Source organism: Jeotgalibacillus salarius, from assembly GCF_004405125.1.
Taxonomy (GTDB): domain Bacteria; phylum Bacillota; class Bacilli; order Bacillales; family Jeotgalibacillaceae; genus Jeotgalibacillus; species Jeotgalibacillus salarius.
On the sequence record NZ_SORX01000009.1, the window covers coordinates 60,676 to 85,949 of the forward strand.

Sequence of the window (25,274 nt, forward strand, 5' to 3'; positions counted from 1 at the left end):
GACTTTCGGGTCATTGCCTGCCGAACGCAAAAAGAGGAGATAACCAATTCAGGTTCTCTCCTCTTTTCAATTCTATACAGTTTATACTTTTCGCAGGTTTCCAAGTTCTTCTGCAATGGCTTGCATTTCACTTGGGCTGAATGTGTCTCTTTTCATCACCATCGTGTAAAGTGAGTGAAGTTCTTCATATTGCTCTTCATCAAAAGAAGACACTTTAATTGCTCCAGCGTTTGCTATACGAAGACGGTCTTTGATTTTTTCGACCATATATTCAGCGTTTTCAGTGCTTTGTACCGTTAAATCCATATCGATCAGTCCTTTCATTAGCTAGATATAATCTTTCCATGCATTGAAGGTTCTGTCAATATGCATTAAGCAGCTTTATTTTGAGCTTTTTCTTCCTTGATCTTTTCGCGTATCCGTTTTGTTTCATAAGCAACAACACCTGAGAGGCCGAGAAGTCCGATCAAGTTAGGGAATGCCATTAAGCCGTTCATCACGTCTGAGAAGACCCATACAACGTCAAGTGATGCGACAGATCCGACCATTACAGCAATAACGAAAAGCAGGCGATAAAAAATATTAAATTTCTTAGTTCCAACTAGATACTGGAAACATTTCTCGCCATAATATGACCATCCGATAATCGTTGAAGAAGCAAAGAAAATAAGTCCGACTGTTACTAAAATTGGTCCAATATCTCCAAGGAAATATTCAAATGATGCTGACGTAAGTGCGCCACCCTGCAGATCACCATCCTCATAAAGACCAGCCATGACGATTGTTACACCAGTGATCGAACAGATGATCAGTGTATCAATCAGAACCTGTGTCATTGATACAAGACCCTGACGTCCAGGCATATCAGTCTTAGCAGCTGCTGCAGCAATTGGAGCAGATCCAAGACCCGCTTCATTTGAAAATACGCCACGTGCAACACCGTAACGGATGATTGCACCGATCACACCACCAGCAATGGCTTCATTTCCGAAAGCCAATGAGAAAATGGTTGCGAAAGCTGAAGGTACTAAATCAAAATTCATTATCATAACAATAAGTCCTGCTAGTAAATAAAATGCCGCCATAAAAGGAACGAAAATAGATGTTACTTTACCAATACTCTTAATACCACCAAGAATAACGAGTGCAGTAAAGATTGTCAGTGCAACTCCAGTGATCCAGGTTGGAACTGCGAACGTGTCATTCACAACATCAGACACAGAGTTTGACTGTACCATGTTTCCAATTCCGAATGCAGCGATCGCTCCGAACAGTGCGAATAAAACGCCGAGCCACTTTTGTTTCAAACCACGCTCAAGGTAGTACATTGGCCCACCGGACATTTCTCCATCTTCATCCTGAACACGATATTTAACAGCAAGCACTGCTTCGGCATACTTAGTTGCCATACCGAAAATTGCTGATAGCCACATCCAGAAGATGGCACCAGGTCCACCAAGTACAACTGCTGTAGCGACACCGACAATATTTCCGGTTCCTACAGTTGCTGCCATCGCAGTCATTAGAGACTGAAAGTGAGAGATATCACCTTTTGACTTATTGTCCTGATTGCGGGAAAAAGCCAGCTTAAGTGAATATCCGGTTAATGAGAATTGCACCATTCCGAGACGGAACGTCAGGTAGACTCCTGTTCCTACCAACAGAATAAGCAGTGGAGGTCCCCAGACCAGACTGCTGATCTGGCCAAGAAAATCTGTTAATCCTTGCATCTAATTTCCCCCTTTTTTCTTCTTCAGGTCATAAATATGAACAAAATATGTATGCCTTACATTAAATATTCCGAAAATTCACCCCCAATTGTCAAGGTTTTTTTAAATAAGAAAGGATGAAAAGGTTTCAAACAAAAGACCTAAGGAAATAGTAAACCATATTAGTGTATAAGGAGAGAGATGATGAGAACTGTATTATTCCTTGTACATGATCAGTTGTCAAGCTGTTCTTTATTGGGGACTGTATTCAAAAAATCGCTAAAAAAGAATGGGATTGAAAATATTGTTCCCCTTCTCAGAGGAACTTTCGCATGGCATCTCAATGAAATGTCTGAAAATTCTTTTAGAGGAAATAACGGATCTTTTATCGAAGAAGAAATGGAGATCAAACAGTTGCAGCGCAGTGATCTTGAACAGGCGGAAATGATTGTGATAATGGGTGATTCGGTAGAAGATACACTGAAGCACTTGCTTAAAGCAGCATCTTCTGATCCCTCAATCATTAAAGTAGAGGAACTCGGTGGGAAATCTGTGTATGAACTTGAGAGAGCACTGCAGGATAACCAGACAGATAAAGCCGTTGAAGACGTTGAACAAAAAAGTCTTGCGCTGCTTGAAATGCTGTAATAAAAATTGGAGGAAAAGACATGGCGAAAAACAAATTACCGGCAGGCATTATCATTGGAGCAGTTACTGGAGGAATTTTAAGTATGCTGGATCCTGGAACGCGAAAAAAAACAGCGGATTCACTTTCAAAATCAAAACAATCTATTTCTTATTATTCAAGAAATCCACAGGAATTAGCTGACAGAGCTTCTCAAAAAGCAGATGAGTGGAGAGAGATTGCTGAAAAGATTCAGGAAGATATAGCTTTTTTAACTGACAAATATGAAGAGGTAAAATCGTTAGCACCTGATTTAAAAGAAACGGTTCAGGAAACCAAAGAAGCATTTACTGAAGAACAGCAAACAGGTGAAAGCACAATGCCTCCTGGCGGTTCAGGCGGACTGCCTGAAAAAAAGACGATGTGAAATCTGACTTAAGGAGGGATGGAATGACTTCAAAAAAAGGCAATCCTGCTCCTGAAAGCAATGAAGGGACCGATTGGGAAGAAGGAGAAAAGAACAGGCATCTGGAGGATATGTCAGAAGCGGTACATAAAGCAGGACGGGAAGGACACTATGAAACTTTCTCAGGTTTTATTAAAGCGCTATTAAGGAGATTTACGCAAGCCGATACTCCCGGACTTGGTGCACAGCTTGCCTATTTCTTCTTATTATCATTATTTCCACTCCTGATCTTTTCTTTGGCTTTACTTCCTTATCTGAACATTACGCAGGCACAGCTCTTAGATATGTTCCGGGAATTTGCTCCCGGTGATGCGATGTCGTTAATTGAAACGACCGTTTCAGAAGTTGCGACCGGACAGAGTGCAGGATTGCTTTCTATAGGTATTCTTGGGACACTGTGGTCCGCATCTAATGGAATGAATGCTATTATGAAAGCTTTTAATCATGCCTATGAGGTAGAGGAAACGAGGCCTTTTTATATTGCACGTGGTATGGCAGTTGTCTGGACTGTAGTAATGGTGCTGATCTTCGTTATCGCATTAGTACTACCGATATTCGGTCAGCAGATCGGGGAATTAATGTTCTCATGGTTTGGTTTAACTGATCAGTTTATGACCATTTGGACAGTTCTGCGCTTTGCGGTTACACCGTTTGTGCTATTTGTCGCATTTATGGGTCTGTATGCATTCATACCAAATGTTAAAATTGGTTTTATGTCTGTAGTTCCTGGCGCGGCATTTGCTGCAATCGGGTGGTTAGTGACGTCATCTCTATTTTCATATTATGTAGGGAACTTCGGAAATTATTCAGCTTCTTACGGAAGTATTGGTGGGATCATTGTATTGATGATCTGGTTATACCTGTCGGGCATCATCATTCTGATTGGTGCGCAGGTTAACGCAGTGATGGCTGCAAAGCGTCATCACAGACCTTATACACCTAAAGGAGTATAATTAAAAAGCCTTCATCCAGAGCCTCTGAGCTTTAGATGAAGGCTTTATTTATTTAGCAAGCCCCTCTCAGCCTCTGAGAAGCCTGAGTCCATTCAGAATGACCAATATGGTGCTTCCTTCGTGTCCTATAACACCAAGGGGCAGATCTAGTGTCTGAAGAAAGTTCGAGGCCATGAGGATAAGAATAACCGTAATACTGAAAACAATATTTTGCTTCACAATCCTTTCCATTCTTTTAGACAGCTTAATGGCTTCAGCTATTTTTTTCAGGTCATTTTTCACGAGTACCACGTCAGCTGTTTCCAGTGCTATGTCTGATCCTGCTCCCATTGCCACACCGACTGAAGCCGTTGCTAGAGCAGGGGCATCGTTAATACCGTCACCGATCATTGCGACTTGACCATACAGGTTCTTAAGTTTTTTAATTTCAGTCACTTTAACTCCAGGCAGACAACCTGCTTTATAGCTGTCAACACCGGTTTCTTTCTGAATCGTTGCAGCCGTTCCTTCACTATCACCAGTTAGCATGATTGTATGAACACCAACTGATTTTAAATATTGAATGGCTTCAACTGTTTGTGGTCTGACTTGATCCTTTAAAGCGATTAATCCGATGACTTCATTATTTTTCTCGATCAATATAATGGTTTTTCCTTCTTTAGACAAGAGAGAAATCTGTTCGAGGATATCGTTGTTTATAAGGTTTTGATCGAACCAGTCAGGCTTACCGATTCTCCAGGCTTCATTGTCTAAAGACGCTTTTAATCCGAAGCCTGTAACATCCTCAACAGTATCCGGCTGAATGTCAGCAGTTGAACAGGTATGTTCTGTAAATGAGACGATTGCCTGGGCAAGCGGGTGATTGGATTGCTTTTCGATCGCTGCTGTTACCTGTAAGATCATCGCCTTGTCAAAATCACTTCTGACAAACCAATTCGTCACTTTCGGTTTACCTTCTGTTAAAGTACCGGTTTTATCGAATGCTATTGCCTTAATCTGAGTCAGGTTCTCCAGGTGCACGCCGCCTTTAAATAAAATTCCTTTTCTGGCACCGTTTGAAATCGCACTGAGTGAAGCTGGCATGATTGAAGCTACGAGTGCACAGGGGGATGCAACAACCAGAAGGACCATTGCCCTATAAAAAGTTTCTTCCCAGCTCCACCCTAATAGATAATGTGGCATAAACATCATTAAAACTGTGAAACTAAGAACGACTTTTACATATTTTCCTTCAAATCGTTCTATCAATAATTGTGAAGGAGATTTTTCACTCTGTGCGGATTGTACAAGCTCAATAATCTTTTGAAACATTGTTTCTGTACTCTTTTTTGTTACTTCAATCTGGACAGCGCCGGTTAAATTAACTGTACCTGCAAAAACCTCAGATTGAGTTGTTTTAACAACAGGTATAGACTCCCCGGTAAATGCAGCTTCATCCACTGAAGTTTGACCCTTAATTAAGACGCCATCAGCAGGCATTCGCTCTCCCGGTTTGACGACGATATAATCTCCCGGTTCCAGGGAAAAAGCATTCACTCTGATCTCCTCACCATCAATCAGCTTCCATGCTGCTTCAGGCTGCAGGTCAAGTAAGGATGAAATCTCATTTTTACTCTTATTCATCGTATATGTTTCCAGTGCACCGCTGAGGGCAAAAATAAAAATCAGGATTGCACCTTCAGTCCAGTAGCCAATCCAGGCGGCACCTATAGCGGCAATAATCATTAATAATTCAACATTTAAATCTTTTTTTCGGATCGAATTTTTAATTCCTTCTGCTGCTTTAAAATATCCTCCAATCACGTATGCGGATATATATATACCTGCTGAAGCAACCGGGTATTCCTGATGCATAAGCAGCCAGCCTAACAGGATGAGTACACCACTAATAATCGCCAGAATTAATTCAATGTGCGTTTTAATCATTGTCAAACGTTCTAGTTTTATAAATGAGGGCTGATCTATAGCATGTGAATACTTAACCATTTCAGGCACATCCTTCCGCACACGTATTGAGAAAGATAATCGAAATCAATACCCCTGAAAAACAGCGAATGCTGCTGTCCGGGGACAGCAGCATAAATAAACAAAATACTATTTAATTTTCATCAATTTGAAAAAGTATGAGTTGTTCTTGATATCTTTATTATATCATGCTTTTTAAAAAAACTGTATAAATTAACTAGTGACAGAAACCCTTTTTTTCTTTAAAGAAAAAGCTACGAGACACAAACCAATGGTCACCAGCAGGAACGAAATGAAGTAAAAGAATCCTTCTGTGAAAAATTCAATAATTAATCCGCCAATCGCCGGGCCCCCGATACTACCCAGGCTGAATGCAACGCCGCACATAATATTGCCGGCGGGCAGCAAATGCTTCGGAAGCAGATCGGTCATGTAACTGATCCCGAGTGAAAATGTTGATCCGGTTGCCATGCCGGCTGTGAAGAATGCAGCAGTCAGCCATAAAGGAGATGATCCTGCCGAACCAGCCCAAATAAAGCAGATTGCACCGGCAAAAAGCGCACTCATTAAAATACGGTGACGGCCATATTTATCACTCAGCATACCGAGTGGCAGTTGAAAAACGATTGCACCTATTGAAAAAGCAGGAAGAATAAATGCAATTGCATTTGTCTCAATCCCGCTCCGCAGCGCATAGATCGGAAAATTACCGTGCAGGGAAGCCTCTAAAAATCCATAGCTGAGAGGCGGTAAAAAGGCGACCCATGCATATTTCCATACCTGACTGAAGCGCTTCATTGTGCCGAAGAATGAAGTTGATTCTCCACCTCCGTGATCAGGAAATTCATTTCGTAGTAAAAATACAAATCCCCACGTGATGAAAGTCAAAATACCCGAAACAATAAAAGGCAATGTCGGACTTATTGCCACCAAAGAACTCATTGCCGGACCAATTGCAAAGCCGAGGGAGAAGAATAATCCGTAGACTGCAATATTCCGGCCGCGCCGGTGAGACTCAGAGAAAGAAGTAATCCACGTCTGAGTGGAAAAATGCAGTATATTGTCACCAATACCAATCAGCAGTCTGAGCACAAACCAGAACCAGAATGACTGCCAAAGAGGAAATGCTAATAAAGATAAACCCACCACCAGGCCCCCGGCAATAATCATTGGCTTGTAACCGAAGCGTCTGAGTGGTGCTTCCATCAGTGGAGATGCAATTAAAATTCCTATGTAAATGCCTGTAGCATGAAAGCCATTCATTGCTGAAGAAACACCCTGTTGTTCAAAGATAATAGCGATCAACGGCAGCAGCATTCCCTGAGAAAAACCTGAGATAGCTACAATGCATACCAGTATCCAAAAACGGGTTCTTGTTGAAACACCCATAAAAAAACTCCTGACTTATAGAAATTCGTAAGCAAAATAATCGAGATGTTAAAAACACAACGATATAATCTTACTATATATATTGCATAGAAAGAAGGAGATCTGAATGGAATTTAAGATGAAAGAAGGCGGCTTTACAACTGACCTGGAATTTGGAGAATTGCATATCTCGGGAAATGAGGAGTATGGCTTCCGTCCTTATCAGCTGCTGGTATCTTCAGTAGCGGTATGCAGCGGTGGCGTTTTACGAAAAGTCCTGGAAAGAATGCGTCTGGATTTTACAGACATCAGAGTAATGACAGAAGTTGAACGGAATGAAAAAGAAGCGAACCGCGTAGAGAAAATTCATATGCACTTTATCATCACGGGAGATTTAAAGGAAGAAAAGGTTGAAAAAGCGTTAGAAGTAACACGCAGAAACTGTTCAATGGTTCAGTCTGTGAAGGACAGCATTGATATCACTGAAAGCTTTGAAATCAAAGCATAATAAAACCCGGTTTATTCTTTATAACAAAGAGTAAACCGGGTTTTATGGTATTCGTGTTTTTATCATACTTTCCATATAAACGCACTTTTTATTTCACAAGCGCTTCTCATCACTCTCCTTTTCGAAAGCTTTTGTCAGAATGATCTGAAGCAGCCCCCCTCTTTCTTAATGTAAATGTAGTATAGCATGAATTTTAAATAGTGTAAATATTCAAAATAGATAAATAATAAAAAAGTACCGGAAATACCTTTTGCCTGGTACTTTGGTTTGAACTTCAGCTAAAATCAAAGCAAAGTTGCAGAATTCAATGGAATCCGTTACGATAAGGACGGATTTGAAAGGAGTGAGAGGCATGGGTAATGCTATTCACGATAATGACTCTCAGGTACTTTACCTGAAGCAGCGTTTATCAATGTTTTTAGAAGTGCTGGAATCCGTAGATGCAGAAAGTACCGATCTTGAAGATATCGACCGCATGATCGGGATGCTTGATGATTTGGAATTGAAGGTACAGCAGTTTAAAAAAGACGATAACGAATAATACAGCAGGCCTGCGGGTCTGTTTTTTTTGTCTGCTGCAAATATCCGTTGAGCTGCGCTCCGGGCGGATGCTTTCCACAGGGACGGCGGTGAGCCTCCTCGGCTTTGCCTGCGGGGTCTCACCTGTCCGTCTTATCCTGTCGGAGTCACCGCCCTGCGCTCCACTCAACTCAGTGTTTCATAACAAAATCAACATCTAAAGATTCCATTTAATTTAGTTATCATTGTAACCTTTTTAGAAAGATATGAGTGTAATACGAGATCCGCCAGACTCTATACACGACTTAGCACGACGAAAATGACAATCCCCAGCCCCGCTACAAAGCTCAACCTCAATCAAACGGAATGATATGAAATTTGAGGATTGACATGAGGTATTCAAACTGAATAAATTTGACTTGTGATTACTTTCATAGTTGAGCGTAGCGGAAGGGGGCGACTCCAGCGGAATGTGACGGACAGCTGAGACCCCGGAAGCCGCAGGCTGAGGAGGTCCTATGGAGCCACAAAACGGCTCACGCGGAAAGCGTCCCCCTGAAGCGCAGCTCAACGGCTACTAAAAGCCACCACCATTCAGAAAACGTTTTCAAACACCCTTTCCTTCAATAAAGCACCGGGTTATAATAAATTCGTTGAGTTTTGGGAGAGGGGATTACATAAGATGAATATTAAGACATTAGAAAATAGTTTATATGAATTAATCGTTGAGACTTCAACGAACCTGCCGAAGGATGTGCGTCGTGCAATACGTAAAGCGAAGGCAGAAGAGAATGCTGGTACGCGTGCAGCGATGAGTCTTGCGACGATTACACAGAATATCCAGATGGCTGACGAGAAGGTATCGCCAATCTGTCAGGATACAGGATTACCAACGTTTAAAATCAAAACGCCTGTGGGTGTGAACCAGCTTGAGATTTCTAAAGCAATTAAGCGTGCAATGGTACGTGCAACGGAAGACGGGAAGATGCGACCGAATTCAGTAGATTCAATCACCGGAGAAAACAGCGGGGATAACCTGGGTGAAGGTTTGCCTGTGATTAAATATGAACAGTGGGAAAAAGATGAGATTGATATCCGCCTGATTTTAAAAGGGGGCGGCTGTGAAAATAAAAATATTCAGTACAGTCTTCCGTGTGAATTGGATGGTCTGGGCAGAGCGGGTCGTGATTTGGATGGGATTCGTAAATGTATTATGCATTCTGTGTATCAGGCACAGGGTCAGGGCTGCAGCGCCGGATTCATTGGAGTTGGAATTGGTGGAGACCGTTCTTCAGGGTATGACCTGGCGAAAGCACAGCTGTTCCGTTCATCAGAGGATATTAATCCAAATGAAGATCTGCGAAAGCTTGAAGAATATGTGATGAATCATGCGAATGAACTGGGCATTGGAACAATGGGCTTTGGCGGTGAAACGACGCTTCTTGGCTGTAAAGTTGGCGTCATGCACCGGATTCCGGCGAGTTTCTTTGTGTCAGTTGCCTATAATTGCTGGGCGTTCAGACGATTAGGTATTACAGTTAATGCTGACAATGGAGAAATTCAGGAGTGGCTGTATCAGGAAGGTGAAAAAATATCATTTGATGATGACGCCGAGACGCCTGATGAGAAGCCTGAAGTTGTTAAGCTGACTGCTCCGATTTCTGAAGAACAAATCCGTACATTAAAAGTCGGGGATGTCGTACAGATCGACGGTATGATGTACACAGGCCGTGACGCGATCCATAAATATTTAAGTGATCACGATGCACCTGTTGACTTGAACGGACAGGTTATCTATCACTGCGGCCCGGTCATGATGAAGGATGAAGAGGGGAACTGGCACGTGAAAGCGGCAGGACCGACTACTTCTATTCGTGAAGAGCCTTATCAGGGAGATATTATGAAGAGATTTGGTATCCGTGCAGTCATCGGTAAAGGCGGTATGGGTCCAAAAACGCTAAAAGCACTTGAAGAACACGGTGGCGTATACTTAAATGCAATCGGTGGAGCAGCACAATACTATGCTGACTGTATCCAGGATGTTGAAGGTGTTGATCTGATGCAATTTGGTGTGCCAGAAGCGATGTGGCACCTGCGCGTAAAAGGATTTACAGCTGTTGTCACGATGGATTCACACGGAAACAGTCTTCATAAAGATGTGGACCAGTCATCACTTGAGAAACTGTCACGATTTAAAGAGAAGGTTTTCAGTTAAGTTTTTAAATATAGCATCTTTCTGATCATTTGGTCAGGGGGATGCTTTTTCTAATTGGATCGCTTTTTAAATATTTTATTCAGGATTTCGGATCACATTCAGAAAATTCGGAGTCGGATTCTCTAAATTTCAGGTCACACCATTTGAAATGCTCATTTTTCGGATCATATTCTTCAATTTTAGGATCACATCCGCTGAATTTCGGTTCACATTTCCGATTTTCCAGATCGTATCCCCCTCAATTTCCTGCAGCACTCGCCATCATCATTTCACACAAAAATGTGGGTGCTTTTACTATGTATGCAGCCCATTTTATTGCACACGTTAAGTGTAAGAAAGGGGGCAGAAATGAAAACACTATATTCAATCGCAGCTGCTTTGATGATCATGTGCGGATTTTCGCTGTCAGCACTTGCTGAAACACATCACTGGGGATTCAAACGGTCTGTGAACGGTGAACAGCCGGATGCTGGCGCAATGTACAATGAAATACTAGAAAAGCATGGGGCTTACTATAAAGGTTCTCCAGATGAGAAAATTGTATACTTTACATTTGATAATGGTTTTGAGAACGGTTATACAGCAAAAATTCTTGATGTGTTAAAAGAAGAGAAAGTTCCTGCAACCTTCTTTTTGACGGGGCATTACTTGGAAAGTGCAGCGCCGCTTGTAAAAAGGATGGCAGATGAAGGTCATATTATCGGCAACCATTCATGGGGACATCCCAACTTTTCAACGATCAGTGAAGCGCAAATGAGGGAAGAATATGCAAAGGTAAAGAAGAAAACGGAAGAACTGACCGGACAGAAAGAAATGAAATATGTCCGACCGCCGGAAGGAGTTTTTAATGAGTTGTCACTCAAGGTCGCCACTGATGAAGGATATACGCATGTGTTCTGGTCACTTGCTTTTGTAGACTGGTATCATGAAAAGCCTCAGGGAGCAGACTTTGCATATAATGAAATCATGAAACAGCTTCATCCGGGAGCGGTGATTCTGCTGCATACAGTATCCCCGGATAACGCGGGTGCACTGCAGCGTGTCATTCAGGATATGAAAAAGCAGGGCTACAAATTTGAAACACTCGATCATCTGACAAAGAAACCTTCATGAAACGGGCTGCTGCCCGTTTTTTCATTTACTGCATGTTATAATCATTTAAAAAGGTGTGAACCATATGTGGCAACAGGAAATTTCAGTCCAGGGGCCGTACGATTTTGTTCGCGTGCTAGAGCGCATGACGCTGGATCCGCTGGTCGAAATGGATAAAACAGCGCTTCGTCTATCTTTGCCATTCGAGCATGAATGCAAACAGGCGGTACATATTACATCTACAGGAAATGTACAAAATCCTTCATTTTTAATCAAAGGCAAACATGACCAGGAAGCAGCAGTTCAGTTTGTTAAAAGGGTTCTCCAGCTTGAGCGGGGACTCCATGATATTGATCAGCACTTTAAAACGTCAACACTGAAAGCTATTTTTGAAGAACACGCAGGGACTCCGCTTGTCCTTGAACCTTCTCCATACAGCTGTCTTGTCAAAAGTGTGATTCATCAGCAGCTGAATATGTCATTTGCTGCTACACTGACTGAACGGTTTGTGAAAACGTTTGGAGAGCAGGTGGACAACGTCTGGTTTTACCCTGATCCGGAGACCGTTTCAAATTTACCGGTTGAAACGCTGAGAGAGCTGCAATTCAGTCAGCGTAAAGCTGAATATCTGATTGGGATTGGTGAAAAAATTGTTTCAGGTGAACTGGATTTAATAGAGCTGAGTGGGAAAGATGATGAAGAAGTGATCAAACAATTAGTGAAGATCAGAGGAATTGGTCCCTGGACAGCTCAGAGTGTGCTATTATTTGGGTTTGGCAGAATGGATATCTTTCTGCCGGCAGATATCGGAATACAAAATGCATTAAAAAAGCATTTTCAATTAGATGAAAAGCCTGCTTTAGATGAAATGGAGAAATGGCAGAAGGACTGGCGTCCGTATTCAAGCTATGCCTCTCTTTATTTATGGCGGAGCATTGAAACAGGGAAGTGAAACCATGAATCAGGTTGATATACAAGTAAAACAGGAATTCCCCTTAACGATAAAACGTTTAGGGATTAATGGTGAAGGCGTCGGTTATTTCAAAAAACAGGTCGTTTTTGTACCGGGCGCACTGCCGGGCGAGGAAGTCGTTGCAGAGGTAACAGATGTAAAACCAAAGTTTGCTACAGCAAAAATTAAGACGATCAGAAAAGAATCGCCTGAGCGGGTTCAGCCGCCATGTCCTGTGTATGAAGCATGCGGTGGCTGCCAGCTGCAGCACGTCACCTACTCAGAACAGTTAAAGTTCAAAAAAGACTTAATCCATCAGGCGCTTGAAAGACATGCGAAGGATCTTGCAGAGAGCATTGAAGTGAAAGATACAATCGGCATGGAAGACCCTTGGCGTTACCGGAACAAAAGCCAGTTCCAGACGGCAAAAGACGGGAAGAAAGTCATTGCCGGTTTATACAGCATGAATTCTCATGAGCTTGTAGACATCAAAGAATGTATCGTTCAGAGAAAAGAAACGAATAAGGCAACTCAGGTGGTCAGAAAACAGCTTGAGAAGCTTGATATCCCGATCTATAACGAGCGCACAAAAAAAGGCTGTGTCCGGACGATTGTGACACGTGTCGGTATTCATAAGGGTGAAGTGCAGATCGTCATTGTCACTGCTGGTGAAGAACTTCCGAACAAGGAAAAACTCATTACACAGCTTGAAAATAAAATGCCTGAAGTGAAATCAATTATGCAAAATATTAACCCGTCTTCGACTTCGATGATATTTGGTCATAAAACAGTGAATCTATCGGGAAAACCAACGATTGAAGAAAAGCTTGAAGAATTCACTTATCACTTGTCAGCACGGGCATTTTTCCAATTGAACCCCAGTCAAACGGTAAAATTATATGATGAAGTGAAAAAAGCAGCAGCATTAACGGGTAAAGAAAAAATAGTTGATGCCTACTGCGGTTCAGGGACAATCGGCTTATGGCTCTCAGATGGCGCATCAGAAATTCGTGGCATGGATGTCGTAAAGGAATCTATTATTGATGCCAGAAAAAATGCAAAAAATCACGGTGTGAAAAAGTTTGATTATCAGGTTGGTACTGCCGATGAGTGGATGTTCAAATGGAAGAAAGAAGGATTTAAACCGGACGTAGTCGTTGTAGATCCGCCAAGAACAGGATGCGATGAAAAGTTACTTGAAACGATCCTGTCACTTAAGCCGAAAACATTCATTTACACATCATGTAACCCATCGACACTGGCAAAAGATTTGAAGACACTGTCAGGACAGTATAAAATTGAATCTATTCAGCCAGTCGATATGTTTCCTCAAACAAGCCAGGTAGAAAGTGTCACAAAGCTTGTATTGAAGTGAAGCTGATTCCTACTGGAAAAGGAGGAACAATAGTGGATATTCAAACAAAAGAAGATGTTCAGAAAATCATTAATCAGCAGAAAACGTTTTTTCATAGCGGTGTCACTAAAGATGTGAAGTTTCGAATCAGTCAGTTGAAAAGACTGCAGCGTGTGATTAAGGAACATGAACAGGAGATTCTTAACGCTTTGAATCAAGATCTTGGCAAAAATGAATTTGAAGGATACGTAACAGAAATAGGTTTTACACTTAAAAGTATAAAAACCATGATCAAAAACGTAAAACAGTGGGCTGAAACTGAAAAGGTTAAGACACCTGTGTTCCAGATGCCTTCAAAGAGCTTCATTATGAAAGAACCTTACGGGAGCGTATTAATTATCGGTCCTTTCAATTATCCATTCCAGCTTTTAATAGAGCCGCTGATCGGTGCGATGGCTGCTGGAAACTGTGCTGTGCTGAAGCCTTCGGAAAGCACGCCTGAAACGACGAAAGTAGTAAGGAAAATGATTGAAGACAACTTTGATCCTGCCTACCTGTCAGTAGTGGAAGGTGAGAAGGAAGAAACGTCATTATTAATCAATGCGCCATTTGATTATATGTTCTTCACAGGAAGCGTTCCTGTCGGGAAAATTGTGATGGAGGCAGCATCAAAAAATCTGGTGCCTCACACACTGGAGCTAGGCGGTAAAAGCCCGACCATTGTGGATGAAACGGCTGATCTTGATAAGGCTGCACGCAGAATCATGTGGGGCAAACTGATTAACTCAGGTCAGACTTGTATTGCGCCGGATTATCTCGTTGTTCATGAATCAATTAAAGATCAGCTGGTCGAAAAGCTGAAAGAAACTGTGCAGGAATTTTACGGGCAGGATATTCAGCAAAACGATGAATACGGACGTATTGTAAATGAAAAGCACTTCGATCGTCTGCAGGAAATTATTAAGCGTGATCAGGATCTGATTGTTCATGGTGGACAAACTGACCGCAGTGATAAATTCATTGAACCAACGATCCTTGATGGTGTTAATTGGTCGTCAGCTGCGATGGAGGACGAGATTTTTGGACCTGTTCTTCCAGTGATGACTTATACAAGTCTTGATGATGCCATTAACATGATTAATGAGCATCCAAAACCATTGGCGCTGTATGTGTTTACTGAAAATAGTCACACAGAGAATCAGGTGCTTGGCAGGATTTCATTTGGAGGTGGCTGCGTGAATGATACGCTGAGTCATGTATCGAATGAACATCTTCCATTTGGCGGTGTTGGTCATTCGGGTGTAAATGCTTATCATGGGAAGCATAGTTTTGATACGTTTACTCATCGTAAGAGTATGATGAAGAAGAGTACGAAGGTGGAAGTGAAGCTTGCTTTCCCGCCATACAAAACGAGCCTGGATACGATTAAAAAACTGCTTGGGTAAGATAGTTTCTTTATAAGAACGCTGATCCTTTCCGTGGAGGGCTGCGCTTTCCTGCCCCCGGGCGGTGAGCCTCCTCAAGCTTCGCTCTGCGGGGTCTCACCTGTCCCTTTACGGGGCGGGAGTCTCCGCCCTCCACTCCAAGGATCAGCTGAGTTAGTGAAATGAATTTGTGCAACTCATTTCTAAAGCTGTATGAGATTGAGAGAGTTTTGCAATAAAGTTTAAAATCTTTATAGATTTATAGGGATTTTTTACTTTTAAAGGTGAACGGAGCAGAAGGCGGTGACTCCAGCGTGATATGACGGATAGGTGAGACCCCGCAAGGCTTCAGCCTGAGGAGGCTCACCGCCGTCCACGCGGAAAGCTTCCGCCTGGCGCGCAGTGAGCCGATTACCTAATAAAAGCTGAGACAGTGATTATCCTGTCTCAGCTTTTTGGTTTTAAAAATCATTTATTTATTATAAATCTCCTTCAATGCATCATGCAGCAGTGGGTATTTAAAGGTGAATCCGTGTTCTTCGAGTTCTTTTGGCAATACTTTGTTTCCTTCCAGGACCAGGGAGCTTTTGTCGCCAAGGGCAACTTTTAATGCGAAGCCTGGCACTGGCATCCAATGTGGGCGGTTGAGTACTGTGCCAACCGTTTTTCCGAAGTCTTTCATTTTCATTGGATTTGGTGCGGTTACATTGATCGGACCTTCAAGAGATTCATTTTCAATTGCATGCCATACAGCCCGTGCAACATCTTCGTGGTGGACCCATGACAGCCACTGTTTGCCGGAGCCGACTGTGCCACCAGCCATCAGTTTGTAAGGCAGAACAATGTTCGGAAGTGCGCCTTCATCTTTTCCTAAAATAATACCAAATCGTGCGCACACAACTCTGACTCCTTCGTCTTCAGCAAGTTTAGCTTTTCGTTCCCAGTCAACGACTGTTTCTGCTAAAAAGTCAGTTCCTCTGTCTTTAGAGTTTTCTGTATAGATTTTCGTTTCTGAAGGCGGGTATATGCCAATTGCACTGGCATTGACCAGTACTGAAGGTGTTTCTTCGAATGAGCGGATCAGCCTCAGGATTTCATCTGTTGCTTCCATTCGGCTGTCATAGATTTTTTTCTTCTGTTCATCGTTCCACCGGCCATTATTAATCGATTCTCCTGCCAGGTTAATGACTGCATCTATTTTGGGCAATTCTTTTTCAGGAGAAGCTTCTTCAGTCAGCCATTTAACATACGTCACATGTGGTTTGTTTTCTTTATTTGTACTTCTGGTCAGAATAAACACTTCATGTCCTTTTTCAGTCAGAAGTTTTGTGATTGATCTCCCGGCAAAGCCTGTTCCTCCACTTAATAATATATTCATCAGGTTCCCTCCAGCTCTCTTAGTAAATACTCTTTCAACTTCAATACCCTGAATCCCTTCTTTACATGTGTCGGTGATTGTAATAATGTGTTTTAAATTTCCTGGACCTGCACAAAGCGATATCAGGGAAAATATGATATTGTTTGTTTGGAGGTGTTTCTCATGCCCGTTATAACAAAGATCACGAAGCAAAAGCGTAATGAAGAACGCTATAATATATTTCTTGATGGAGAGTATGCATTCAGTGTAGATGAAGCGGTACTTGTACAACATCAGCTTCAGAAGAATAAGGAAATTGATGAGTTTGATATAGGTGAAATTGAATATGAGGACCAGATCCGTAAAGGGTTTAATAAGGCACTGGTTTATTTAAGCTATCGAATGCGCTCTGAGAAGGAAATTTTTCTCCATTTAAAAGAACATGAAATGGGTGAAGCGGCAATTGATGAAACGCTCCACAAACTGAGACGCTACGGATATGTAAACGACGAAGCTTTCGCGAAGGCTTATACAAATACTAAGATCAATACAAGTGACAAAGGTCCACTCCAGATCAAAACGGGATTAAAAGAAAAAGGCATTTCAAACGATATTATAGAGAACTTAATGAATGAGAGGAACGCAGAGGAGTGGAAAGAGCGGGCTGCCTCAATTATGGATAAAGTCATTAAGAAAAATCCAAAGCTTTCCCCTCTTCAGATCAAAAAGAAAACGCAGGATACACTCGCGCGAAAAGGATATAGCGGTCAGACAGTATCAGCAGTTCTGACAGACCTTTCTGTTGAAAGAGATGAAGCCGAGCAGAAAACAGCTATTTTTGCGCAGGCAAAAAAAGCGCATAACAAATATACCCGTAAATTTGAAGGGTTTGAATATGAACAGAAGATGAAGCAGGCATTATATCGAAAAGGCTTTACGATGGATGAGATCGAGTGGGCGATTGAAGAGTTGAAAGAAGAATAATATTGGATGGCGTGCAGATAAGAGTCTGCACGCCAGAAATACAGCATCTGTATTCGCTCAGGTCGCCTGTATTTCATCCTGGTCCATTTGGCTATAGATCTTCTCTGCAATCACTTTAGGCGAAGGCAGTCTGTCAGGATCTGATACATAGTGGTTATGATCCCAAAACGGTGTATTCATACCACCCATATATGCTCTGACGACACGGATTCCATCGTCTGCGACTTCTTTTGCCAGACTTTCAGAGTAGCCTCTGAATGCATATTTTGAAGCCACATAACCGGTTTCATTCACTTTGCCTTTTTGTGCAGCTGTAGAAAGGATATTCAAAATGGTACCGCTCTGTCTTTTCTTCATATCAGGCAGGAGTGTATTTGTCAGCAGCATTGGGCCGATTGCGTTGATATGCATCATTTCATTCAGCTGATCATAGCTGAGTTCTTCAGCTTTGCCAAAGTGACCAACGCCTGCATTATTTACAAGAAGATCAGGCAACAAGTTCTCCTCTGATAGCTGCTCATAAAGTTTTTGAATAGATGAAGGATCCGCTACGTCAGCAGTCAGGATGGTACTTTCAGCTAGTAATGATGCAACGCCTTCAAGCTTATCAGCTGTTCTGCCAACGAGCACAATATGATAATCCTGCCCGAACAACAGTGCAAGTTCTTTTCCAAGACCGGATCCGGCTCCTGTGATTAAAGCAATTTTCTTAGTCATAATCATTCTCCTTTATTAAGTGGGTAAATCATTTTTTTAGTCGTAATCTCAGCTGCCCGTTGGAGTGGAGGACGAAGAATCCTGCACCAGTAAGGACAGACGAGACCCCGCAGACGTGAAGCGGTGCCTCGTTCGGAAGGATGCGGAAAGCGCAGTTCTCCATGGAAAGGGACAGCGGTTCAACAAACATTATAATTGAATTGTACTTTTAAACTTATTTCTATACACAAAATCCTACCACAATCCGTGATTTTGTTCAGCACGACCATTATAATTCTCATGAGGTGTTAAAAATGTCTACTGAAAAAAGATACAGCACATACAGTGAACACGAACTGAAGCAGGAAATAGCACAGCTGAAAGAAAAATCCAGAAAAGCTGAAGCACTTGGCATCGTGAATGAATTCGCAGTTTTAGAGCGCAAAGCGATTATGGCTGAAGCTTACTTACTTAATCCTAAAGACTTTAATAAAGGTGAAGTATACGCCATCAAGAACGATCCTGGTGTGTATTTCAAAATTGATTACCTGAATGGTGTATTTGCCTGGGGGTACAGACTTGGTGGGGAGAGACAGCTTGAAGCGCTGCCGATTTCTCTGTTGGATAATGCGAAAGGAGGCAAAGCATGAGTCCTATAAGACAAGAGCTGATTGATAAGCTCAGACTAAAAGATTCAACACTATCTGAAGAGAAAGCAGGTATGCTGATTGATCTTCTCAGAGAGGATTTTGAAGCAACGTATGCAAAAGCGGGATATGAGTATCAGGGTGAAGAAATGTCAAAACGAATTGTAGAGCAGTGGATTGAACATTATGGTGACAGAATTAATGAAGTTGCATCTATGAATGAAAAATACGCCGCGATACTAAAAAATGACGATATCCATTAAAAAGCAGCAGGCTAATGTGCCTGCTGCTTCGTTATTCATTAGGAAGGAAATCCAATTTTTTCTGTAACTTTTCTTCGCTGAAAATCCAACCGGTGTATGAGCTTAAAATTTCCAGATCTTTATCCATTTGAACCACTGCAACGAAGGGATAGTGATCGTTACTGCGGTATCTCAAATCAATAAAACGAACTTCATATTGATCGTCACTTTCACTTAGCTCCCAGCGGTATAACGGTGAAAATGAGAGGAAAGCTGCAACATTTCGGTCTCTTTTAGCTTTCTGGAAGATCTCATTATCCGGAATGGATTTCTTTTTAAATTTATCATAAATCGTAATGGATCTTCCGTAGGCACGTCCTACATAAAAGTGTTCTTCGGTTTCAGCAGCAATTCGCCATTGGTAAAAGCGGATTGTAGGTGCGATAATAACATTATGCGCTTTTGGAATCGTATTTTTTATCGAATGCCGTACTGCCGATTGCAGCATAAACCTTAGGACGTAGTATCCTATAACGATTGCATACATAATGAGGAATGTTGGAACAGGGTTCGCACCAAATCCCCAGATAATGAGTCCAATAATATGAATACCAAAAATAATTGGGTCAAATGTATTGATAACGCCCAGTGCTACCCACCTTGAGGAGAACGGACGAAGTGCCTGTGTACCGTAGCTGTTGAAAATATCTACAAATACGTGCAGGAACACTGCTAAGAACGTCCACAGCCACAGATGTAGAAGATTGGCTTCCGGGAAAAATGGAAAAATAGCTGCAGTAATCGCAATCGGCCATAGCATCACAGCTGGAACAGAGTGCGTGATGCCTCTGTGGTGTCTGATATAGACTGCATTATTTCGTAATTTCAGAACTGTATCGGCATCAGGAGCCTGAGAACCGATAACAGCTGCAATTAATACGCTTTGGGCAGTTGCAGGGTCATTCGCTACGACCGGATCAATGGCAGCAAGGCCGCCAATTGCGAATCCCATAACGATATGAGTACCAGTGTCCATAGCAACCCCTCCTTTTACACGTGAGTTTTCTTATTATGGTTTATGTACAGTATATATTGCAAGAAAAGATCTGCCTATTAAAAAGTCGTTCTTAAGACTATTCCCCTGAACGTCATCGAGTTAACATAAAGGATGGATATTTATGAATGAAGAACTGGAAAAGCGGTTAAATCAGGTAAATGTAAAGAAGTTCGGTGAGGACCTTGTTCAATGGTTTGAACAGGAAATGAGAGACCTTCCATGGAGAGAAAACAAGGATCCATACAGGGTTTGGGTTTCTGAAATTATGCTGCAGCAGACCCGTGTTGATACTGTTATTCCTTATTATAACCATTTTATGGAGCAGTTCCCTACAGTTGAAGCGCTTGCGCATGCACCGGAAGATGATGTCCTCAAAGCATGGGAAGGTCTTGGCTATTACTCACGAGCGAGAAACCTTCAGGCTGCGGTCAGAGAAGTTCATGAAGCTTATGAAGGCATTGTTCCAGATAATTTAAAAGAGATTTCGTCTTTAAAAGGGGTCGGTCCATACACGGCCGGAGCCATTTTAAGTATTGCTTACGGCAGACCAGAACCTGCAGTAGACGGCAACGTGATGAGAGTGTTATCACGTATTTTAACGATTTGGGATGATATTGCCAAGCCTTCTTCCAGAAAGAAGTTTGAAACAGCTGTCAGACATTTGATTTACAAAGAAAATCCTTCTTATTTTAATCAGGCGCTAATGGAGCTCGGGGCGATCGTATGCACGCCGACATCACCATCATGTTTCCTATGTCCGGTTCAAGCTCATTGCGCTGCTTTTGAAGAAGGGTCACAGCATGAGCTGCCCGTAAAAAGTAAAAAGAAAGCTGCGAAAACGGTTGAACTCCTGACAGTAATCGCGGAAAATAATAACGGTGAAGTACTGGTCAGCCAAAGGCCTGAACAAGGTCTCCTTGCTAACATGTGGGAGTTCCCAAGCTTTGAAAAATCCGTAAAAAATATCCCGGATTTGCAGATGACTGAACTTTTGAAGTCGGATTACCATATAGAAGCCGTCATCACTGATGAAGGTTGGATGTACCAGGATCATATTTTTACTCATTTGATCTGGAAAATGCAGGTTGGCAGAGCCAGAGTTGAGGAAGTAGAAAGTCAGCTGCCTGAAAATGCAAGGTGGGTAACACAATCTGATATTGAAAAATTAGCGATGCCAGTTTCTCACAGGAAAATTGCAAACCAGTGGAAAGAGTCGATTGAAAAGGAGACAAAATCATGACAGTAAATAAAGTAGCATTAGTAACAGGAAGCAGCAGAGGTGTAGGGAAAGCAGCAGCAATCGCACTCGCAGAAAAAGGCTATGATATCGTCATTAACTATGCGCGCAGCAAAAAAGCTGCACAGGAGACAGCTGAACTGATAGAAAAAATGGGTCGTAAAGTACTCATTGTACGTGCAAACGTTGGAGATAATGAAAAAATCAAATACATGTTTGAGCAGATCGAAGAGCATTTCGGGAGACTGGATGTATTTATTAACAATGCTGCATCAGGAGTTTTACGTCCGGCAATGGAACTTGAGGAATCTCACTGGAACTGGACGATGAACATTAACAGTAAAGCACTTTTATTTTGTGCCCAGGAAGCCGTGAAACTGATGCCTGAAGAAGGTGGAAGAATTGTCAGTATTTCATCATTAGGATCAATCCGCTATCTTGATAACTACACAACTGTAGGTGTTTCAAAAGCAGCGCTTGAAGCGTTGACCCGCTACCTTGCAGTTGAACTTGCACCGAAAAAAATTGTGGTCAATGCAGTATCCGGTGGCGCAATTGATACAGAGGCACTGAAACACTTCCCGAATCGCGAAGAATTACTCGAAGATGCGAAAAGTAAGACACCTGCAGGCAGAATGGTCGAAATTGATGATCTCGTTAAAACGATTTTATTTCTTGTGTCTGACGATTCTTCAATGATTTGCGGTCAAACGATCATTGTGGATGGCGGAAGATCACTTCTTGTTTAGTTCATGAATAATATCTCCCTTCTGAGACCATATTAAGTTTCACGGAGGTGAGATCTCAATGAAAAAACAGCCAAACAAAACACAAGCCGGCACAAATGTTGAAAAAGTAAAGCAGCAAAATGCAGGTGCATTTGCTGAGGAGTTCGCTTCTGAAACAAATGCTGCAGAAGTAAAAAAGCAAAACAGACAATCTGAAGCAAATAAAGGCAACCAGCAAAACCAGCAGAACCAGCAAAACAAGCAATAATCATGAACGACAAAAACCGCCTTCGGGCGGTTTTTTGTCGTTATTTTTATATAACTACGACAAAAGGTGTCAAAGGAAAAAACATTTTTAAGTGGAATCTTACCTTATCGGGAGGGATTTCATTTTATGAATGCATTCAAAGAAAAAGTCTATCGGCAAATGGAAACAGCAGAGGAATTACTTCATCTTTACGCAGAACTGGAAAAGAAGAAAAAAATGAGAGATTTTTTAATGGCAATGGACATTCTTGATTCAGCTGAACAAATGAACGCACAGTTGCAAGAGCTGGACAGGAAACTCAAAGAGGTTCAGGAAGTGTTCGATCAGCTGATGAATGAAGTAATAAATACTCCATCTCAATAGAATCCGGTTTGCAGCTGCCCGTCTGGGTGGCTCTTTTTTTATGAAAAGGTTATAATAGTGAAATACATACATGAGCGGACCTGAGATTAATCAGGAAAATGTAAATTTTTTATTCAAAGGCAGGAGATGGAGGATGACGCTACCAGTAGAAGGGCAGAGTATTCAAATACACAGCTACAAACATGATGGGCTCATTCACCGGGTCTGGCAGGAAACAACTGTCCTTAAAGGAACGAGAAATATTGTAATAGGCGGCAATGATCGTACGATAGTGACCGAATCGGATGGGCGCACCTGGCTGACGAGGGAACCTGCGATCTGCTACTTTCATGCAGAACACTGGTTTAATATTATTTGCATGCTTCGTGATGACGGAGTTTATTATTACTGCAATTTAAGTTCACCATTTGTATATGAAGATAAGGCCGTTAAATATATTGACTATGATCTTGATATTAAAGTTTATCCGGATATGTCTTACACGCTGCTTGATGAAGATGAGTATGAAGAACACCGTAAGCTGATGGGTTATCCGCCAGTGATCGACAGAATTCTTCAGCGTAACGTTGATAAGCTGATCCGCTGGATTAAACAGAGAAGAGGGCCATTTGCGCCTGATTTTATTGATGTCTGGCACAGCAGATATCAATTCCAAAAAAGATACCGCTTAAAAGAATGAACACGACCATTCCTGTTGGCCAGTTTCAACAGGTTTTTTTATGTTCATAACGGCATGTAATAAAACTTAGAAATAGAAAAAGGAGGGGTATACGCTTGGATAGTATCAAGAGGTATATGAAGTTTGTAGCGCCATATAAATGGCTGATTATATTTACGCTATTAATTGGTGTAATAAAATTCGCAATACCCCTGTTAATTCCGGTATTGATTCAATATGTTATTGATGACATTGTGAATGGTGACATGGGGACAGATGAAAAACTGAACCAGCTTTACTGGATTATAGGCGGAGCAATGGTGCTTTTTGTTATAGTGAGACCGCCAGTGGAGTATTACAGGCAGTATTTTGCACAGTGGACAAGTAATAAAATTTTATTCGACATCAGAGATCAGTTGTATTCACATTTGCAAAAACTTAGCTTTAAATATTATTCCAATACCCGTGCAGGAGAGGTTATTTCCCGGGTAATCAATGATGTCGAGCAGACGAAAAACTTTGTCATGACCGGTTTAATGAATTTATGGCTTGATATTGCAACGATCTTAATTGCAGTTGGTATTATGCTCAGTTATGATGTGAAGCTGACTTTAGTTTCATTAATTGTGTTTCCATTATATGCTTTTTCAGTTCAATACTTTTTCGGCAGACTGCGCTCACTGACTGCCCGTCGTTCACAGGCACTCGCTGAGGTTCAGGGGTATCTTCATGAACGGGTTCAGGGCATGAGTGTGATCAAGAGTTTTGCGATTGAACCGCATGAGCAGAAACAATTTGATCAGCGGAATGGGAACTTTTTAGATAAAGCGATTGATCAGACAAAATGGAATGCTAAAGCGTTCGCCGTCGTAAACACAATTACAGACATCGCGCCGCTCATTGTCATTGGTTATGCAGGTTACAGTGTGATTAACGGCGACCTAACACTTGGTGTCATGGTGGCATTCATCGCTTATGTAGAGCGATTGTATAATCCACTGAGAAGACTGGTTAACAGTTCTACTACACTTGTTCAATCCATTGCTTCGATGGATCGTGTATTCGAGCTGGTAGACGAAAAATACGATGTAGATGATAAGCCGGATGCGAAAGAAGTGAAAAATGTTAGAGGCGAAGTCGTTTTTGATCATGTTTCATTCTCTTATGATGAAAAAGAAGAGGAAGTATTAAAAGATGTTCACCTTCATGTCCGGGCCGGAGAAACGATCGCGTTTGTAGGAATGAGTGGGGGCGGCAAATCAACGATTGTCAGTCTGCTTCCGCGTTTTTATGATGTGACTAAAGGAAGAGTATTACTGGATGGCACAGATATCCGTGATGTTCAGGCACGCAGCCTGAGAAATCAGATTGGCATGGTGCTGCAGGATAACATACTTTTCAGTGATTCTGTCATCATGAATATTAAAATGGGTAATCCTGAAGCGACTGAAGAAGAAGTGATTGAAGCGGCTAAAGCTGCAAATGCACACCATTTTATCATGGAGCTTCCCGAAGGCTATTACACAAAAGTTGGAGAAAGAGGCGTGAAGCTTTCAGGTGGTCAGAAACAACGTGTTGCAATTGCACGCGTGTTCCTTAAAAATCCGCCAATCCTGATCATGGATGAAGCGACATCAGCCCTTGACCTGGAAAGCGAACAGCTGATACAGGACTCAATTGAAAAGCTGGCTAAAGATCGTACGACATTTATCGTGGCCCACAGATTATCTACCATTACACACGCAGACCGGATTATCCTGATTAATCACGGTGAAATTGCTGAAAGTGGTTCTCATCATCAGTTAATGGAGAAAAAAGGTCTTTATTACAATCTGTTTCAGGTACAGAAACTTGGTGAATAGGGAAATAAAAAATGCTATTGGAAAG

At 41.9% G+C, this 25,274-nt stretch carries 26 protein-coding genes; 19 read left to right on the forward strand and 7 right to left on the reverse strand.

Translation table 11 applies throughout. From position 1 onward, the window contains the following. Positions 1–81: 81 nt before the first annotated feature. Both E2626_RS13995 and E2626_RS14000 read right to left on the reverse strand, forming a co-directional pair. A complete protein-coding gene (locus E2626_RS13995; RefSeq protein WP_134382439.1) occupies positions 82–306 on the reverse strand; it encodes a DUF1128 domain-containing protein in 225 nt (74 codons plus the stop codon). 65 nt (positions 307–371) lie between these two features. Then, complete coding sequence (locus E2626_RS14000; RefSeq protein ID WP_134382407.1) at positions 372–1,730, reverse strand: alanine/glycine:cation symporter family protein; 1,359 nt, start codon at positions 1,728–1,730, stop codon at positions 372–374. A 183-nt stretch (positions 1,731–1,913) separates the two neighbouring features. Here E2626_RS14000 and E2626_RS14005 point away from each other — a divergent pair, with 183 nt between their 5' ends. Genes E2626_RS14005 through E2626_RS14015 form a run of 3 tightly spaced genes read left to right on the forward strand, consistent with a single transcriptional unit; the run spans position 1,914 to position 3,753 of the window. After that, a complete protein-coding gene (locus tag E2626_RS14005; protein ID WP_134382408.1) occupies positions 1,914–2,357 on the forward strand; it encodes a hypothetical protein in 444 nt (147 codons plus the stop codon). Between the two features lie 20 nt (positions 2,358–2,377). Beyond that, complete coding sequence (locus tag E2626_RS14010) at positions 2,378–2,761, forward strand: hypothetical protein (RefSeq protein ID WP_134382409.1); 384 nt, start codon at positions 2,378–2,380, stop codon at positions 2,759–2,761. A gap of 23 nt (positions 2,762–2,784) precedes the next feature. Then, positions 2,785–3,753: a YihY/virulence factor BrkB family protein gene (locus tag E2626_RS14015; RefSeq protein ID WP_244094339.1), complete on the forward strand. Its 969-nt coding sequence runs from the start codon at positions 2,785–2,787 to the stop codon at positions 3,751–3,753. Between the two features lie 66 nt (positions 3,754–3,819). On the opposite strand, the gene E2626_RS14020 is transcribed toward E2626_RS14015, so the two are convergent. Next, positions 3,820–5,739 carry a heavy metal translocating P-type ATPase gene (locus E2626_RS14020; protein ID WP_134382410.1) on the reverse strand — a complete coding sequence of 640 codons (1,920 nt, stop codon included), beginning with the start codon at positions 5,737–5,739 and terminating at the stop codon, positions 3,820–3,822. Positions 5,740–5,931: 192 nt separating this feature from the next. Next, complete coding sequence (locus E2626_RS14025; RefSeq protein ID WP_134382411.1) at positions 5,932–7,107, reverse strand: MFS transporter; 1,176 nt, start codon at positions 7,105–7,107, stop codon at positions 5,932–5,934. Positions 7,108–7,213: 106 nt separating this feature from the next. Between E2626_RS14025 and E2626_RS14030 the strand changes: the two genes are divergently transcribed. The 7 genes from E2626_RS14030 to E2626_RS14060 all read left to right on the forward strand — a co-directional run bounded on the left by E2626_RS14030 (position 7,214) and on the right by E2626_RS14060 (position 15,171). After that, the gene (locus E2626_RS14030; RefSeq protein ID WP_134382412.1) at positions 7,214–7,594 is read left to right on the forward strand and encodes an OsmC family protein; all 381 of its coding nucleotides are present in this window, start codon (positions 7,214–7,216) and stop codon (positions 7,592–7,594) included. A gap of 352 nt (positions 7,595–7,946) precedes the next feature. Continuing rightward, positions 7,947–8,135, forward strand: a complete 189-nt coding sequence (locus E2626_RS14035) for an SE1561 family protein (protein WP_134382413.1) — start codon at positions 7,947–7,949, stop codon at positions 8,133–8,135. 660 nt (positions 8,136–8,795) lie between these two features. Further along, positions 8,796–10,328 carry a fumarate hydratase gene (locus E2626_RS14040; protein WP_134382414.1) on the forward strand — a complete coding sequence of 511 codons (1,533 nt, stop codon included), beginning with the start codon at positions 8,796–8,798 and terminating at the stop codon, positions 10,326–10,328. 348 nt (positions 10,329–10,676) lie between these two features. Next, the gene (gene pdaA, locus E2626_RS14045; RefSeq protein ID WP_134382415.1) at positions 10,677–11,441 is read left to right on the forward strand and encodes a delta-lactam-biosynthetic de-N-acetylase; all 765 of its coding nucleotides are present in this window, start codon (positions 10,677–10,679) and stop codon (positions 11,439–11,441) included. A gap of 64 nt (positions 11,442–11,505) precedes the next feature. Next, positions 11,506–12,372: a DNA-3-methyladenine glycosylase family protein gene (locus tag E2626_RS14050; RefSeq protein ID WP_134382416.1), complete on the forward strand. Its 867-nt coding sequence runs from the start codon at positions 11,506–11,508 to the stop codon at positions 12,370–12,372. Between the two features lie 4 nt (positions 12,373–12,376). Beyond that, positions 12,377–13,747 (forward strand): 23S rRNA (uracil(1939)-C(5))-methyltransferase RlmD, encoded by a 1,371-nt coding sequence (gene rlmD, locus E2626_RS14055; RefSeq protein ID WP_134382441.1) that lies wholly within the window; start codon positions 12,377–12,379, stop codon positions 13,745–13,747. 32 nt (positions 13,748–13,779) lie between these two features. After that, entirely contained in the window at positions 13,780–15,171 is a 1,392-nt protein-coding gene (locus E2626_RS14060) for an aldehyde dehydrogenase (protein ID WP_134382417.1), read from the forward strand. A 451-nt stretch (positions 15,172–15,622) separates the two neighbouring features. On the opposite strand, the gene E2626_RS14065 is transcribed toward E2626_RS14060, so the two are convergent. Continuing rightward, on the reverse strand, positions 15,623–16,528 hold the full coding sequence (locus E2626_RS14065; RefSeq protein ID WP_134382418.1) for a TIGR01777 family oxidoreductase: 906 nt from the start codon (positions 16,526–16,528) through the stop codon (positions 15,623–15,625). A 162-nt stretch (positions 16,529–16,690) separates the two neighbouring features. Here E2626_RS14065 and recX point away from each other — a divergent pair, with 162 nt between their 5' ends. Further along, the gene (gene recX, locus E2626_RS14070) at positions 16,691–17,491 is read left to right on the forward strand and encodes a recombination regulator RecX (protein ID WP_134382419.1); all 801 of its coding nucleotides are present in this window, start codon (positions 16,691–16,693) and stop codon (positions 17,489–17,491) included. A gap of 57 nt (positions 17,492–17,548) precedes the next feature. On the opposite strand, the gene E2626_RS14075 is transcribed toward recX, so the two are convergent. Beyond that, positions 17,549–18,208 (reverse strand): SDR family NAD(P)-dependent oxidoreductase, encoded by a 660-nt coding sequence (locus E2626_RS14075; RefSeq protein ID WP_166786836.1) that lies wholly within the window; start codon positions 18,206–18,208, stop codon positions 17,549–17,551. 293 nt (positions 18,209–18,501) lie between these two features. Between E2626_RS14075 and E2626_RS14080 the strand changes: the two genes are divergently transcribed. Together E2626_RS14080 and E2626_RS14085 are read left to right on the forward strand one after the other, a co-directional pair. After that, complete coding sequence (locus E2626_RS14080) at positions 18,502–18,837, forward strand: YfhH family protein (RefSeq protein WP_134382421.1); 336 nt, start codon at positions 18,502–18,504, stop codon at positions 18,835–18,837. Beyond that, on the forward strand, positions 18,834–19,097 hold the full coding sequence (locus tag E2626_RS14085) for a YfhJ family protein (protein WP_134382422.1): 264 nt from the start codon (positions 18,834–18,836) through the stop codon (positions 19,095–19,097). Before E2626_RS14080 ends, E2626_RS14085 begins: the two co-directional genes overlap by 4 nt. Before the next feature lie 31 nt (positions 19,098–19,128). Here the strand turns inward: E2626_RS14085 and E2626_RS14090 are convergent, their stop codons facing one another. Continuing rightward, positions 19,129–20,112 (reverse strand): metal-dependent hydrolase, encoded by a 984-nt coding sequence (locus E2626_RS14090; protein ID WP_134382423.1) that lies wholly within the window; start codon positions 20,110–20,112, stop codon positions 19,129–19,131. Positions 20,113–20,254: 142 nt separating this feature from the next. Between E2626_RS14090 and mutY the strand changes: the two genes are divergently transcribed. From mutY to E2626_RS14120, 6 genes are all read left to right on the forward strand, one after another. Continuing rightward, the gene (mutY, locus tag E2626_RS14095) at positions 20,255–21,373 is read left to right on the forward strand and encodes an A/G-specific adenine glycosylase (RefSeq protein WP_134382424.1); all 1,119 of its coding nucleotides are present in this window, start codon (positions 20,255–20,257) and stop codon (positions 21,371–21,373) included. Further along, positions 21,370–22,119, forward strand: coding sequence for an enoyl-[acyl-carrier-protein] reductase FabL (gene fabL, locus E2626_RS14100; RefSeq protein WP_134382425.1), 750 nt, complete (start codon positions 21,370–21,372; stop codon positions 22,117–22,119). The genes mutY and fabL overlap by 4 nt, the downstream gene beginning before the upstream one ends. Positions 22,120–22,177: 58 nt before the next feature. After that, entirely contained in the window at positions 22,178–22,366 is a 189-nt protein-coding gene (locus E2626_RS14105) for a gamma-type small acid-soluble spore protein (protein ID WP_134382426.1), read from the forward strand. Between the two features lie 126 nt (positions 22,367–22,492). Then, positions 22,493–22,729 carry a YgaB family protein gene (locus E2626_RS14110; protein WP_134382427.1) on the forward strand — a complete coding sequence of 79 codons (237 nt, stop codon included), beginning with the start codon at positions 22,493–22,495 and terminating at the stop codon, positions 22,727–22,729. Positions 22,730–22,862: 133 nt separating this feature from the next. Beyond that, positions 22,863–23,408 (forward strand): nucleoside tri-diphosphate phosphatase, encoded by a 546-nt coding sequence (gene ntdP, locus E2626_RS14115; protein ID WP_134382428.1) that lies wholly within the window; start codon positions 22,863–22,865, stop codon positions 23,406–23,408. A gap of 95 nt (positions 23,409–23,503) precedes the next feature. Continuing rightward, positions 23,504–25,249 (forward strand): ABC transporter ATP-binding protein, encoded by a 1,746-nt coding sequence (locus E2626_RS14120; protein WP_134382429.1) that lies wholly within the window; start codon positions 23,504–23,506, stop codon positions 25,247–25,249. Positions 25,250–25,274 lie beyond the last annotated feature (25 nt).

Coding starts and splice junctions, on each gene's coding strand:
- pdaA (WP_134382415.1), top strand. CDS start 10,677: ATGAAAACACTATATTCAATCGCAGCTGCTTTGATGATCATGTGCGGA.
- ntdP (WP_134382428.1), top strand. CDS start 22,863: ATGACGCTACCAGTAGAAGGGCAGAGTATTCAAATACACAGCTACAAA.
- E2626_RS14105 (WP_134382426.1), top strand. CDS start 22,178: ATGAAAAAACAGCCAAACAAAACACAAGCCGGCACAAATGTTGAAAAA.
- E2626_RS14065 (WP_134382418.1), bottom strand. CDS start 16,528: ATGAATATATTATTAAGTGGAGGAACAGGCTTTGCCGGGAGATCAATC.
- E2626_RS14110 (WP_134382427.1), top strand. CDS start 22,493: ATGAATGCATTCAAAGAAAAAGTCTATCGGCAAATGGAAACAGCAGAG.
- fabL (WP_134382425.1), top strand. CDS start 21,370: ATGACAGTAAATAAAGTAGCATTAGTAACAGGAAGCAGCAGAGGTGTA.
- E2626_RS14000 (WP_134382407.1), bottom strand. CDS start 1,730: ATGCAAGGATTAACAGATTTTCTTGGCCAGATCAGCAGTCTGGTCTGG.
- E2626_RS14040 (WP_134382414.1), top strand. CDS start 8,796: ATGAATATTAAGACATTAGAAAATAGTTTATATGAATTAATCGTTGAG.
- mutY (WP_134382424.1), top strand. CDS start 20,255: ATGAATGAAGAACTGGAAAAGCGGTTAAATCAGGTAAATGTAAAGAAG.
- E2626_RS14010 (WP_134382409.1), top strand. CDS start 2,378: ATGGCGAAAAACAAATTACCGGCAGGCATTATCATTGGAGCAGTTACT.
- E2626_RS14050 (WP_134382416.1), top strand. CDS start 11,506: ATGTGGCAACAGGAAATTTCAGTCCAGGGGCCGTACGATTTTGTTCGC.
- recX (WP_134382419.1), top strand. CDS start 16,691: ATGCCCGTTATAACAAAGATCACGAAGCAAAAGCGTAATGAAGAACGC.
- E2626_RS14080 (WP_134382421.1), top strand. CDS start 18,502: ATGTCTACTGAAAAAAGATACAGCACATACAGTGAACACGAACTGAAG.
- E2626_RS14015 (WP_244094339.1), top strand. CDS start 2,785: ATGACTTCAAAAAAAGGCAATCCTGCTCCTGAAAGCAATGAAGGGACC.
- E2626_RS14005 (WP_134382408.1), top strand. CDS start 1,914: ATGAGAACTGTATTATTCCTTGTACATGATCAGTTGTCAAGCTGTTCT.
- rlmD (WP_134382441.1), top strand. CDS start 12,377: ATGAATCAGGTTGATATACAAGTAAAACAGGAATTCCCCTTAACGATA.
- E2626_RS13995 (WP_134382439.1), bottom strand. CDS start 306: ATGGATTTAACGGTACAAAGCACTGAAAACGCTGAATATATGGTCGAA.
- E2626_RS14085 (WP_134382422.1), top strand. CDS start 18,834: ATGAGTCCTATAAGACAAGAGCTGATTGATAAGCTCAGACTAAAAGAT.
- E2626_RS14030 (WP_134382412.1), top strand. CDS start 7,214: ATGGAATTTAAGATGAAAGAAGGCGGCTTTACAACTGACCTGGAATTT.
- E2626_RS14025 (WP_134382411.1), bottom strand. CDS start 7,107: ATGGGTGTTTCAACAAGAACCCGTTTTTGGATACTGGTATGCATTGTA.
- E2626_RS14020 (WP_134382410.1), bottom strand. CDS start 5,739: ATGGTTAAGTATTCACATGCTATAGATCAGCCCTCATTTATAAAACTA.
- E2626_RS14075 (WP_166786836.1), bottom strand. CDS start 18,208: ATGACTAAGAAAATTGCTTTAATCACAGGAGCCGGATCCGGTCTTGGA.
- E2626_RS14090 (WP_134382423.1), bottom strand. CDS start 20,112: ATGGACACTGGTACTCATATCGTTATGGGATTCGCAATTGGCGGCCTT.
- E2626_RS14035 (WP_134382413.1), top strand. CDS start 7,947: ATGGGTAATGCTATTCACGATAATGACTCTCAGGTACTTTACCTGAAG.